Annotated in this window: 14 protein-coding genes; 3 read left to right on the top strand and 11 right to left on the bottom strand. The window is 63.3% G+C overall.

Annotated features, from left to right (window positions below; genetic code table 11):
- Positions 1–3: 3 nt before the first annotated feature.
- The 11 genes from AUJ55_01150 to AUJ55_01100 form a co-directional block, all read right to left on the bottom strand.
- The gene (locus tag AUJ55_01150; protein OIO61165.1) at positions 4–855 is read right to left on the bottom strand and encodes a hypothetical protein; all 852 of its coding nucleotides are present in this window, start codon (positions 853–855) and stop codon (positions 4–6) included.
- 168 nt (positions 856–1,023) lie between these two features.
- Complete coding sequence (locus AUJ55_01145; protein OIO61164.1) at positions 1,024–2,529, bottom strand: hypothetical protein; 1,506 nt, start codon at positions 2,527–2,529, stop codon at positions 1,024–1,026.
- A gap of 11 nt (positions 2,530–2,540) precedes the next feature.
- Positions 2,541–2,822, bottom strand: a complete 282-nt coding sequence (locus AUJ55_01140) for a glutaredoxin 3 (protein OIO61163.1) — start codon at positions 2,820–2,822, stop codon at positions 2,541–2,543.
- A gap of 37 nt (positions 2,823–2,859) precedes the next feature.
- The gene (locus tag AUJ55_01135) at positions 2,860–3,150 is read right to left on the bottom strand and encodes a plasmid stabilization protein (GenBank protein ID OIO61162.1); all 291 of its coding nucleotides are present in this window, start codon (positions 3,148–3,150) and stop codon (positions 2,860–2,862) included.
- Complete coding sequence (locus tag AUJ55_01130) at positions 3,147–3,335, bottom strand: hypothetical protein (protein ID OIO61161.1); 189 nt, start codon at positions 3,333–3,335, stop codon at positions 3,147–3,149. Before AUJ55_01130 ends, AUJ55_01135 begins: the two co-directional genes overlap by 4 nt.
- 28 nt (positions 3,336–3,363) lie before the next feature.
- A complete protein-coding gene (locus AUJ55_01125; GenBank protein OIO61160.1) occupies positions 3,364–3,867 on the bottom strand; it encodes a hypothetical protein in 504 nt (167 codons plus the stop codon).
- Positions 3,855–4,493 (bottom strand): methylthioribulose-1-phosphate dehydratase, encoded by a 639-nt coding sequence (locus AUJ55_01120; GenBank protein ID OIO61159.1) that lies wholly within the window; start codon positions 4,491–4,493, stop codon positions 3,855–3,857. Before AUJ55_01120 ends, AUJ55_01125 begins: the two co-directional genes overlap by 13 nt.
- Positions 4,490–5,146 carry a hypothetical protein gene (locus AUJ55_01115; protein OIO61187.1) on the bottom strand — a complete coding sequence of 219 codons (657 nt, stop codon included), beginning with the start codon at positions 5,144–5,146 and terminating at the stop codon, positions 4,490–4,492. The genes AUJ55_01120 and AUJ55_01115 overlap by 4 nt, the downstream gene beginning before the upstream one ends.
- A gap of 145 nt (positions 5,147–5,291) precedes the next feature.
- On the bottom strand, positions 5,292–6,464 hold the full coding sequence (locus tag AUJ55_01110) for a hypothetical protein (protein ID OIO61158.1): 1,173 nt from the start codon (positions 6,462–6,464) through the stop codon (positions 5,292–5,294).
- Positions 6,465–6,651: 187 nt separating this feature from the next.
- Complete coding sequence (locus AUJ55_01105) at positions 6,652–7,326, bottom strand: hypothetical protein (GenBank protein OIO61157.1); 675 nt, start codon at positions 7,324–7,326, stop codon at positions 6,652–6,654.
- A gap of 23 nt (positions 7,327–7,349) precedes the next feature.
- On the bottom strand, positions 7,350–7,808 hold the full coding sequence (locus AUJ55_01100) for a peroxiredoxin (GenBank protein OIO61156.1): 459 nt from the start codon (positions 7,806–7,808) through the stop codon (positions 7,350–7,352).
- 171 nt (positions 7,809–7,979) lie between these two features.
- Here AUJ55_01100 and AUJ55_01095 point away from each other — a divergent pair, with 171 nt between their 5' ends.
- The 3 genes from AUJ55_01095 (at position 7,980) to AUJ55_01085 (ending at position 11,440) form a co-directional block, all read left to right on the top strand.
- Positions 7,980–8,861 (top strand): 4-hydroxy-tetrahydrodipicolinate synthase, encoded by an 882-nt coding sequence (locus AUJ55_01095; protein ID OIO61155.1) that lies wholly within the window; start codon positions 7,980–7,982, stop codon positions 8,859–8,861.
- Positions 8,862–9,278: 417 nt separating this feature from the next.
- The gene (locus AUJ55_01090; protein ID OIO61154.1) at positions 9,279–10,706 is read left to right on the top strand and encodes a hypothetical protein; all 1,428 of its coding nucleotides are present in this window, start codon (positions 9,279–9,281) and stop codon (positions 10,704–10,706) included.
- A gap of 242 nt (positions 10,707–10,948) precedes the next feature.
- Positions 10,949–11,440: an SsrA-binding protein gene (locus AUJ55_01085; protein OIO61153.1), complete on the top strand. Its 492-nt coding sequence runs from the start codon at positions 10,949–10,951 to the stop codon at positions 11,438–11,440.
- The last annotated feature ends 186 nt before the right edge of the window (positions 11,441–11,626 follow it).

Raw genomic sequence — 11,626 nt, 5'->3', positions numbered from 1 at the left:
GGCTTATTCCCTCCCCTCGCCGGTCCAATCGCCCAGGGGTAATTGCAACGCAACGAACCCCACAAAGTAGGCGCTGCTGCCCGGCACCCTGGCGTCGTAGGCCCCCTTGGTCATGTTGTATTGACCCGCCCCGACACTGAGCACCTCAAACAGCTTGATTCGGGCTGCGACGTTGACGATGGGATCGGCGTTTTTCTTCCCCGCCCCCTGCACCTCGGCGGCAACGATCAGCACCTCGTCGAACAGGGAAAGATCGATCCCGGCGTTGTAGAAGGTCGAGGTCGCCTCGCCGTTGAGGTAGATCTGCTCGGCGTCGACGGTGAGCGACAGGATCGCGCTTTCGGTGAACAGGGGAATGCGGGAGGTGGCGACCAGGAAGGGATTGAACAAAACGCTGCTGCTGGAGGTGAACTGGTTTTGCCTCATCGACACCCCGACGGTGCCGATAGAGATCTGAGGCAGGAAGTACTCGCTCAGATTGAGGATCCGCGCCTTGAGGTGAAAAACGTCGGCATCCAGGTCGGTGCGGTCGCCGTTGTTCCAAATCAACTGGTTCTTGGTGTAGCCGATCTCGACATCTTCGGAAGTGCCGAGCACGAAGGTCGCTTTCGTGTTGTAGACCTTCTCGCCCTGGATGCTCCCCGCGTCGAAACCGCTTGCGGCGCCATAGAGGTTGTAGCGCCCGATGGGCTGCGCCTTGGGGATCGTCAGGACACCGTTCTCACCCCAGGCGTAGGTGGGGGCGATGCTCCGCTTGAACATGGCGTAGTCGGCGGTTGCGGTTGCCGCCGACCCCACAAGTGGGGTGAGAGCCCCGAGCAAAACCAGGGCAGCAATGCCAATCCTTTTCGTCATGAGACGTACCCTCCATCGCCAACGGCTGGGCTCGATGGAGCCTCTAAGAAGCCATCGACCGAGGCATAGGTCTACTCCCGTTGGATCGTGGGGTCAACGGTATGACACATATATTCAATAATTACTTATGGCGGTTTTGGTTGGGTTTGATCTGCGCAGGCGCCCCTCTCAAATCACCCGCTCCCATTCTTGGATCTCGTATTTCCACACCGGCACCCCGCAGTAGCGCTCCCCCTCGGGGCACAAGGGGCGCACCCCGGCCCGGTCGCGGATGGTGCAGGGGGGGAGGAGCAGCTTGCCAATCTCGGGATGACGCTGACCGATCTGCACCGCCTCCTCCACCGCCGCCCGCCAGATCTCCTCTTGCGCGTTGAAACACAGCCGCATCGCCATCTTGTGACGCAGCGCCGCCAGATCCCCCGACTCGACCATCCGCACCGCCACCGCGTTGGGCAGCAGGTAGGCGGCGTCGAGGGGATCCCCCCCCAAGGCCAGCACCTCACGCCAGGCGACGAACCCCGCCTCCAGCGCCTGTCGATACTCGGCCTGCACGGCTTCGTCGGCCCCCGCCAACAACGAAGGGTCGATGGTTTCGGGATTTTCGCCGACTTGATCGACCAACCGGGGCCGAGTCGCCGGAGTCATACGGTGGCGCTGGTTCTGACTGTCGGCGGTGTGGGAAAGCTTTTTATGGAAGGTGTAATGGACGTGGTGCAGGGCGGTCAGCCGGGCGTCGTGCTCGGTCAGATTGAAGGGTAGACCGAGCAGCGGATTGCGGGCCGGATCGAGCCCCCAGGCGATCGCCTCGACGTCGCTCATGGTCGCCTGGGTTTGCCCCATGGCGGCCCGCACCCCCTCGGCCAATGCCCGGTCGCCGTTGTCGGTGGCATGGACGAGCAGGCTGGTGCGCTTGCCCAACCGGGCGTCGAAATCGGCAACAAAACCGGGATCGACCTCGGGCTGGGGATCGCGGGCGACCGGCCCGGGGATAAACCGGGCGATCTCGGGATCGATGGCGATGACCGCCTCGACCATCAAGCGGGTCAGCGCCCCTGCCTCATCGGGGGTTTCGCACAGGGGGGCGGCGGCGTGCAGCCGCATCAGGGTGAGCAGGCTGACCGTATGGTGCAGGTGGGCGGTCACCGCCAGCGGCAGCAGGTAGCGGGCCGACTCCATCGCCCGTTTGCCGACATCGCGCTCGAACCCCTTGCGTTTGGGGGGGAACCGCTCGCTCCACTGGGCGTGGGCCGCCGGGCGTAGCGCCTCGGTCATGGTTTGGTAGGCGGCCATCATCGCGGTCATCCCCTGGCGAAAGCGGTTCGCCGCCGCCGGAGGCAATCCGGGGGGGACCGCCATCGCATCAACCGCGACCGCGACGTAACGCTGGGAGACCTGCTCAGAGTTGTAAAAGGGGTGGCGATGCAAAAAGGCCCAAATGCAGTGGCGGGAGAGCCCCTCGACCAGGAAGGTGATGTGGGTGTGGGCGAGCGTGGTGTGATGGCCCGCCTGGATGATCGAGGCAAGCAGGTCGCCCCAACGTTCGGGGGGGAGCCCCTCGGGCAGAACGGGCCTCGCGCTGTAACAACTGCGCGCCGCCGCCGCCGTTTCGGCAAAGGGGGCAGGCCCCATCGAGAGGATGCGTACCTTGAGGGACCAACCTGCCGCTTGCGTCACGTTCGCCCCCGTTAGCCTGCCGCTTGGGCCGCCTCGGCGGCGACCAGGGGATCGAGCTTGTCGGCTTTTTCAAGCGCGTAGAGGTCGTCGCAGCCGCCGACGTGGGTCTTCCCGATGAAGATCTGCGGCACGGTGCGCATCCCCCCCGCCCGCTCGACCATGGCGGCGCGAACGGCGGGATCCTCGGCATTGATCTCGACGTATTGCAGCCCCTTTTTTTGCAGCAGGGTTTTGGCCCGGACGCAGTAGGGGCAGATGGTGGTGACGTAGATTTCGATGCGGGGTTGGGACATGGGGACCTCAAAATAAAAACGGGCTCGGTGCGCTGATTCAGAATTGGCTGTTCAGTCGTGCTTGAGCGCCGTGAAGGACGGCCAAGACATCGATTCTGTCGGAATAAATCCGGTAGATGATGCGGTACGAAGATTCGAACACCTCCCGAATCGCATCGTGGCCATACTCGGGCACTATTCGCCCCGACCTGGGAAAAGCCGCGATTTGCATCGAGCGGCGGGTAATGCGATCCACCATCCGCTGGGCATATACAGGCGAGTCCTGCGCGATATACCGATGGATGGCATCAAGGTGACTTTCAGCCGACCGGGTCCAATGAACCTTCATTCAGGTAGACCGTATTTCCCCCGAATCTCTTCCACAGCCCGCGTTCGTCCCGCCGCGCTATCGGCCAGCCCTTTCTCAACCGCCTCCCGGACGTAAATCTCGCCCATCAGGTCTTCCCAAGTAGCGTCGGCGGGCAGCTCGTCAATCAATCGATGAGCCTCCTCCTTGCGCAAAAGCGACGGCATATGCACCTCCTCAATCGGTATTCCCAGCTCAATAAATCGCCTTCCACCCCTCCGGGGTATCGAAGATGCGGATGCAGGCGATGCGGCGCGAATCGGTTAGGTCGAACCAGTGGCGGGTTCCTTGGGGGACGACGATGGCGTCTCCCTCCTGGCAGAGAATATCGAAGGTAAAATCGCCCCCGTTGATGGTGAAGACCCCCTCGCCGTCGATGACGTAGCGGACCTCGTCATCCTCGTGGTGATGCTCCTTGCGGAAGTTGACCATCATCGCCTCCAGGTTGGGGGTGTCGGGATTGAGCACCACCACATCCTGCGCCTTGTAGCCCCGCTTGGTTTTCAGGTCGTCGATCCGACCGGCGAAGGCGGTGAGGATTTCATCCTTCTGCTCGCTGCTCGGGGTCCGCTCCTTGCGCAAATCCTCGGGCAGAGCGTCGGCACTCCAGAATTCCAGCACCACCCCGTGCTCGTCTAAGTACTGGCGAGCCGCCTCCCCCTCGAAGCGTTCTCCGGTCGATACGGTCACGACGGCCATGGCGTCTCCCCTGTCAATTTCAGCGCCTCGACGGCGTATGCAAAAAGGAATTCGAAGGCTTCCAGGTGGCGGATGGCGGCGGGGCCGTCCGCGCCCCAAGCGTACAACCCATGCCCCCGTACCAACACCCCCGGCACCCCTTCGCAAATCGCCCCGGCCACCGCCCGCGCCAAGGCGTCGAAATCGGCGGGATTGGAGGCGAGCGGCACGGTGAGCACCGCATCCTCCTCCCACATGCCGAAGGCCTTGATGAGCTCCAAACCCTGGAATTGCAGGATGTCGCCGGGGCACAGCTTCGACAGCAACGCAGCGGGCAGGGTGTGGACGTGCAGCACGCAGCCTGCATCGGTCGCCTCGTAAATACGACCGTGCACCTTGGCCTCGGCCGAGGGTTTGCGGGGGTCGGCGGCGGGGCCCCCTTTGCGCTCCAGCTTGCCCCCCGCCCAAACGACCTGAATAAAATCGTCGGCCTTGTCGACCGCTTTATCGCGCCCCGAGACCGAGACCCAAAAGGTGAGCGGATCCCCCCCCACCTTGAGCGACAGATTGCCGCTGGTGGCGGGCATCCAACCGCGAGCGGCGAGGCGGCGTTTGAATTCGGTGAGGATCGAGGGGGGTGGGGTCATACCAAATCCGCCAATTTCGGGGTGATGTCGTCGAAGGTTTCGAAGGGGTAAAAGGTACGCCCCTCTTCGCCCAAGGTCCGGGCCAGGTAATCGCGAGCAAAGACGGTTTCGGCGATCCGCGCCCCGGCCAGATCGGTGACCGAATCGCCGATCACCACCCGATGACGCCCCACCAAGCCGCGCAGTACCGTCGGTTTGCACAGGCCGCAGTCGTTGTTGCATTGGTCGTCGCAAGGGGTTGCCCAAGCGACCCCCATCATGCCATCGGACCGCTCGACCACATCGCTGACCAGGATTTCGCTCGGGGCAATCGCGAAGGGGGCGAGGATGGGGCGGACGAAAAAACCCATGCCGCCGCTCACCACCCGAAATTCAATGTCCCGCCGTCGTACCTCAGTCAGAAACTGCACAAACCCCTGGCGGATGGTCATGTTGGCCACCGCCCAGGCTGCGATCTCAGCCTTGCGATGGAAAGGGATCAAGGCGAAGAGCCGCTCGACCCCGGCGCGAATGCTCAGGCGGCGGGCGAGAATCTCGTCCTTGATCGCCTCCCACTGCGGGGGGGCGAAGTGGGCCATGATCGAGATGATGACGTCGCGATTGGTGATGGTGCCGTCGAAGTCGCAGAGGATGACGGGGCGTTTCGGATTCATCGCAACGTCATCGCGGCGAGGACGCCGCCCCCACAATCGAGCTCCGATGTTGCGGTCGAAAAAGGAGGTGGGAGGCTCGTTCTCGCGCCGATGGCTTTTACCCCTGAATGACTCATCGCGCCGGGGGCGGCGCTCCGACAAAACCTCATTCGGCAATCCCCCACTTCTCCAACGCAGCCTTCAGCTCCGGCTCGTCGGCCCCCGCCAATTCCATACCCCCCGAAACCCGGGCAATCGCCTGCCGGAAGGCGACCACCCCCCCTTGGACCCCCAGGGGATGGCCGTGGATGGCACCCCCGGCGTTGACCACGTAGTCGTTGCCGAAATCGGCCTGAAGCCGCGCCACCATGCCGGGATGAATCCCCGCCGAGGGGACCGGCCAAGAGCGGCGATGAAGTTTGGACGCGCTCACCAGCGCCGCCTTGATCGCCTCGGCATCGCTTTGCGGGATGGCGAGCGAGCCGTAGGCGCCGGGAAACAGGACCAGATCGGCACCGCACCAGCGCATGAATTTGCCGAGGATCAGATGTCGGTCAATCCCAGTGATCGCCCCCGCCACGGCGGGATGGGCCAAGAGGGGAACCCCGAGTTTGGCGGCGGCGAGCGAATGCAAGGAGTCGAAACCGTAGGCAGCCACATTGAGCAGCAGCGCCCCCGCCCCCGCTTCGACCAAACAGCGGGCCCGGGTGGTTAGCTCCTCGACCGGGCCGCCGAGGTTCACGGCGTAGATCAGCGGACGGCCAGAGCGGGCTCTCGCCTCGACGATGGGGGCGACGGCGCGGATGCGCTCGAAGGCGCGGGTGTCGAAGACGATCTCGTCATCCTTGATCAGATCGACCCCGCCGTCGGCCTGCTCCGCGAAGGCTTGGGCGAAATCCTCCAGGCTCATCCCCAGCCCCGACTTGAAGATGCTCATCAGCAGCGGCCGCCCCGAAATCCCAGCCCGTTCGCGGACTCCACGAATGCCGAATTGGGGGCCGGGGAATCCGGCGGCGAACGTGGGGGGCAGGGTGACGTCGGCCAGTTGCACCCTGGCATCGAGGGACAACTTGCCAAAAACGCAGGTCAGCAGGGCAGGCAGACGGGCCGGAAAATTACCCGCCGGATAGGCGACCTCGACCCAGGCATCGCCCCCCGCCTCCATCCCCGAGGCGACCGCCGAACCCTTGTAGGGGCGCATCGCCTCCTGTTCGGCGGCGGGCAGGTCGGTCCACGATCCCACCGTCATCCCCACCGCGACCGACTCCCCCTTTTTCAGGGCGGTCGCTTCGTCGGGACAACCGAGCAAGCGATAGCGGACCAGGATTGGTTCAGACACAGGAAACCTCGAAGAACGTTCAAATAATCGCGCCGGGACGGCGCTCCCACCAATCCCCTCCCACCAATCCCCTCCCACCAATCCCCTCCCACCAATCCCCTCCCACCAATCCCTCCCACCAATCCCTCCCACCAATCCCTCCCTCGAAGCGCCTTCAGACAGGGGAAGGGGATGGGGCTTCGCGGGGTTACAAACTCCCCCGGAAATCGGAGGCAAAACTTTCGGTCGCCTCCTGCGCCGCTTTGCGGATCAACATGTCGGCCGGTTCGAGTTTGTCCATGCGATAGCTACGGGTGTCGCAGTCGCTGCTCTCTTCGTCACCCTCGTAATAACCACCCACCACGATGGCGCCGGTGTCGACCCGGATGGCGGCGATCCTCAACCCCGCATAGGCGGTGCGCTGCACGCAGTAGCGCTCCCCTTTGCGGAATTTGATCTCTTCGCTCCTGAGTGAGGTCGGCTCCAAGGTAACCACCACCTGCAAACCGGCCACCTTGCCCAGCGCCACCATCTGGTCGGCATCGGCCACGCCGCTGGTTTGGAGTCTCTGTTCTTGCATCACCTGCTTCAGACGATCTCGCGTGAGGAGCTGAATGTGGACCTCATCCGAATCGTCGCCCATGACGCGGCCGATGCCGCTGCTCATGCGATCCATCAACCCGGTCGAACTCAGCGCCGTCTCTAAACTGGCCGCCGCCATGGCGTCGAGTCGATCAGGGATACCGTTTTTCTCAAAGAACGAGAGCACCACCCCCACCCGGATGGTGTTGCTGCCCAACTCTTGGTGGAGCGGCGGTTTGCCCGAAGCACATCCGGCAAGCACGGCGATAAACCCCATCCACCCAAGCCATCGGTAATTCATTGTCTTCCCCCCCTTGGGTCTAATTATGGGATCGCCTCAAATACCGCCTGGGCATGCCCCTTGACCTTCACCTTGGTCCACACCTTGGCGATCTTCCCCTCGGGGTCAATCAAAAAGGTGGAGCGGACGATCCCCATGTAGGTCTTGCCGTAGTTCTTCTTTTCTTGCCAGACGCCGTAGCGCTCGCATAGGTCGGCGTCGGCATCGGAGATCAAGCAGAAATTGAGCCCCTCTTTGTCTTGAAACTTGGCGTGACGGGCCACCGAATCTTTGCTCGCCCCCAGCACCACCGCGTTCTTGGCGGCCAGGGCCTCTTTGAGATCGCGGAACTCCTGGGCCTCGGTGGTGCAACCGGGGGTCATATCTTTGGGGTAGAAATACAGCACCACCCACTGGCCGCGCAGATCACTCAAATGCACGGTTTGTCCGGCGGCATTGGGAAGAGAAAACTCGGGTGCGGCTTCGCCAATGGCAAGCGTCATGGGAACCTCGTCGTCGGGTTGTAGGGGGGAAGGCGGGCTGTGATATAGTCCCCGGTCTTTTGGGGGGCTAACCGTGGCCACATTACCCGCCTGCCCCCAAAACGGACCGCTCAAGATCAAAAACCCGGCATTCACAAGCCGGTTATTTCAAGTATGAAACACGAGGTTCCTATGTTCCAAGGATCCATGGTCGCCCTGATTACCCCCTTCCGGGACGGGCAGGTTGACGAAGTGGCGCTGCGCGCCCTGGTCGAGTGGCATATCGCCGAGGGGACCGACGCCATCGTCGCCACCGGCACCACCGGCGAGTCGGCCACCCTGAGCCACGCCGAGCACCACGATGTCATCCGCATCGTGGTCGAGCAGACCAAGGGGCGCATCCCAGTCATCGCCGGGACCGGGTCCAACGCCACCCGCGAATCGCTGGAGCTGACCGCCTTTGCCAAGGAGGCGGGGGCCGACGCGGCGCTGCTGATTACCCCCTACTACAACAAGCCGACCCAAGAGGGACTCTACCAGCACTACAAGACCATCGCCGAGGCGGTCCACCTGCCGATCATGCTTTACAACGTCCCTGGGCGAACGGCGGTGAACATGAGCGCCGAGACGGTCGCACGTCTGGCCGAGATTCCCAACGTGGTGAGCATCAAAGAGGCGACCGCCGACATGGAGCTGGCCTCGAACATCCTGCGGCTGGCTGGCAACAAGATTGAGCTGATCAGCGGCGACGACGCCACCGTGCTCCCCTTCATGGCGATCGGGGGCAAAGGGGTCATCTCGGTGACCGCCAACATCGCCCCACGCATGGTCAGCGACATGGTCCACGCCTGCCTCGAAGGGCGGTGGGACGACGCCCGCGTGCTGCACATGAAGCTGCTGCACATCAACAAACTGATGTTCGTGGAATCCAACCCGATCCCGGTTAAGGCGGCGGTCGCCATGCTGGGGCGCTGCGGCGAGGAACTGCGTTTGCCCCTGACGCCGCTGTCGGAGCAGTACCGCCAGCCGCTGTGGGAGGAGATGCAGGGTTTGGGGTTGGTGTCAGGCAACTGAAGAGAAATTGTGGAGCACTGCTTTTGTGGGAGCGGCGTCCCCGCCGCGATTATCTAGGAGTCTGTCGGGCTTGAGCGTCCGTAGCGAGCCGAGTGGGGAATCGAGGCCAAATTTTCACGGTTTTGAGGATCATAGTGGTGTCTATGTGACGAAAAACCGGGGAAATTTGGACCGATTACCCGCCGGCGCAGTAGGACGATCTCAAGTCCGACAGACTCCTAGCTGAATAATCGCGGCGGGGACGCCGCTCCCACAAGTTGAAGGCATCATCAAAAACCACCCCTCACCCCAACCTTCTCCCCTGAGGGGCGAGGGGACAAAAACAACCGATCACATACCGCCGCCAGGCCATCCTCGCAGCGCATCCCATTCAAGCTTTGTCTTTACTGCCTAAAAAACCGCCAAGGAGTCCGCCGCATGAACCGCCAGGCCCTGCTCGACGCCGTCGCCAACGCCATCGTCCTCGACAACGAAGAGGGGGCGGTGACCGTTCTCGACGCCCACCGCTTCCGCGAATCAATGGATCTGCTCGCCTTCGAAGCGGCCTTCGGCGAATCGGCCGAGGTGCGCGCCCTGGCCCGGACCCTGATCCGCAACGGCGGCCTTCAGGTGGGGGTCTTCCCCGCCTCGATCCACGAGCTCTACATGGCGATGGGGCGCGGCGAGGTCGACGGCTTCACCGTCCCGGCGGTCAACATCCGCGGCATGACCTACCAGGTCGCCCGCGCCATGATCCGCTCGGCCAGCGCCATCGACGCCGGGGCCTATATCTTTGAGATCGCCCGCTCCGAGATGGGCTACACCTTCCAACGCCCCGCCGAATACGCCGCCGTGGTGCTGGCCGCCGCCATCCGCGAGGGGGTCGAGGGGCCGGTCTTCATCCAGGGCGACCACTTCCAGGCCAACGCCAAGACCTACAAGAACGATCCCAAGGCGATCATCGACGGCATCAAAGATCTCTCCCGCGAGGCGATTGAGGCGGGGTTCTTCAACATCGACGTCGATACCTCGACCCTGGTTGACCTGAGCTTCCCCACCGTCGATGAGCAGCAAAAACTCAACTACACCCACTGCGCCGAGATCTCCGATTTCATCCGTTCGGTGGAACCCGCCGGGGTGACCGTCTCCGTCGGCGGCGAGATCGGCGAGGTCGGCCATGAAAACTCCAACATCCACGAGCTGCGCGCCTTCCTCGACGGCTTCAACCGCGACTTCGGCGCCATGGCCCCCGGCAAACCGGGGCTGTCGAAGCTGTCGGTGCAGACCGGCACCAGCCACGGCGGCGTCCCCGGTCCCGACGGCAAGATCTTGGATGTGAAGCTCGACTTCACCACCCTAGAACAGCTCTCGATTGCGGCCCGCAACGAATACGGCCTGGGCGGCTGCGTGCAGCACGGCGCCTCGACCCTGCCCAAAGAGATGTTCAACCGCTTCCCCGGCACCCAGACCTGCGAGATCCACCTGGCCACCGGCTTCCAGAACATCATCTACGACACCCTGCCCGCCGCGCTGGTCGCCAGGATCGACGCTCTGATCGCCGCCCAACACGCGGACGAGAAGAGCGGCAAGGACACCCAGGAGCAGTTCATCTACAAGACCCGAAAGAAGGGTTTCGGCCACTTCAAAAAGGTGTTGTGGGAGCTCAGCCCCGAGGATCAAGCCCCGGTGATTCAGGCGCTGGAGGACGAATTCATCTATCTGTTCGAGCTGCTGTCGGTCAGCGGCACCAAGCAGATCATCGCCAAGACCATCACCCGCGCCGACGCCCCCACCACCCTGGCGGTGCAGCTCGCCCGCGCCGAGAACGACCATGTGGTGGAGGAGTCTTTGCCGGGCGGGGAGTAACCCCCGCGCACGAACGCCGACCGGGAGGGCGTCATTCCCGGGTCGCCCCAAAGCAGCACCCGGAATCCGCCCCCCCGATGCCGTGTTTTGGCGACGATCACCCCTCCATCGAAAGCGGGTGCAGGGGGTCCGAACACCGCCCCTCACCCCGACTTTCCTATTGCAAGGGGGTCGCAGAGGGTACCGAGCACCACCCCTCACCCCGACCCTCTCCCCTGATGGGAGAGGGGGATTTTTTTAGGATGGCCGTGAGCAAAGCGAAGAAAGACAAAAAACCGGAGCGGCTGATCGCCAGCAACCGCAAAGCCTTCCACGACTACGAGGTCTTGGAGCGCTTGGAGGCGGGGCTGGAACTCGTCGGCACCGAGGTTAAGGCGCTGCGCGAGGGCAAGGGCAACCTTGCCGACGCCCACGTCACCTTTCACCACAACGAAGCCTATCTGCTGGCAGGGCACATCAGCCCTTACAGCCACGGCAACCGGGAAAACCACGCCCCCGACCGCACCCGCCGCCTGCTGCTGCATCGGCAGGAGATCAACCGGATCATGGGCAAGGTCAAAGAGAAGGGGTTGACCGTCATCCCCCTCGACCTGCACTGGAGCAAAAACCGGGTGAAGGTGGAGCTGGGGCTGTGCCGGGGCAAAAAGCTGCACGACAAGCGGCAGGCCGATAAAGACCGGGATTGGGCGCGGGAGAAGGGGCGAATCCTGAAGAGCGGAGCACGGGGGGGTTAATGCCGCTTGCGGCATCGCCCCACCCTGTCATCATCCCGCCCCTGTTTTGGAACCATCCCCCCGAGCTCTGTCGAAGGGGTGCGTACACGATCTTTACAATTTGGCCCGAGGCGTTGGGTTTCCATCTCCCTCAATACGCTCATCCTGAGCCTGTCGAAGGATGAACCATTGGAGGAGGGGTTGCCC

The organism is Proteobacteria bacterium CG1_02_64_396 (assembly GCA_001872725.1).
Classification (GTDB): domain Bacteria; phylum Pseudomonadota; class MNWR01; order CG1-02-64-396; family CG1-02-64-396; genus CG1-02-64-396.
The sequence above is the reverse complement of the archived record's forward strand: the minus strand, read 5'-3'. Positions and strand labels throughout refer to the sequence as shown.

Bases quoted from the DNA above. Each gene is read 5' to 3' on its own strand.
- AUJ55_01150 (OIO61165.1), bottom strand. From the start codon at position 855: ATGACGAAAAGGATTGGCATTGCTGCCCTGGTTTTGCTCGGGGCTCTC.
- AUJ55_01140 (OIO61163.1), bottom strand. From the start codon at position 2,822: ATGTCCCAACCCCGCATCGAAATCTACGTCACCACCATCTGCCCCTAC.
- AUJ55_01135 (OIO61162.1), bottom strand. From the start codon at position 3,150: ATGAAGGTTCATTGGACCCGGTCGGCTGAAAGTCACCTTGATGCCATC.
- AUJ55_01130 (OIO61161.1), bottom strand. From the start codon at position 3,335: ATGCCGTCGCTTTTGCGCAAGGAGGAGGCTCATCGATTGATTGACGAG.
- AUJ55_01125 (OIO61160.1), bottom strand. From the start codon at position 3,867: ATGGCCGTCGTGACCGTATCGACCGGAGAACGCTTCGAGGGGGAGGCG.
- AUJ55_01120 (OIO61159.1), bottom strand. From the start codon at position 4,493: ATGACCCCACCCCCCTCGATCCTCACCGAATTCAAACGCCGCCTCGCC.
- AUJ55_01115 (OIO61187.1), bottom strand. From the start codon at position 5,146: ATGAATCCGAAACGCCCCGTCATCCTCTGCGACTTCGACGGCACCATC.
- AUJ55_01105 (OIO61157.1), bottom strand. From the start codon at position 7,326: ATGAATTACCGATGGCTTGGGTGGATGGGGTTTATCGCCGTGCTTGCC.
- AUJ55_01100 (OIO61156.1), bottom strand. From the start codon at position 7,808: ATGACGCTTGCCATTGGCGAAGCCGCACCCGAGTTTTCTCTTCCCAAT.
- AUJ55_01095 (OIO61155.1), top strand. From the start codon at position 7,980: ATGTTCCAAGGATCCATGGTCGCCCTGATTACCCCCTTCCGGGACGGG.
- AUJ55_01090 (OIO61154.1), top strand. From the start codon at position 9,279: ATGAACCGCCAGGCCCTGCTCGACGCCGTCGCCAACGCCATCGTCCTC.
- AUJ55_01085 (OIO61153.1), top strand. From the start codon at position 10,949: ATGGCCGTGAGCAAAGCGAAGAAAGACAAAAAACCGGAGCGGCTGATC.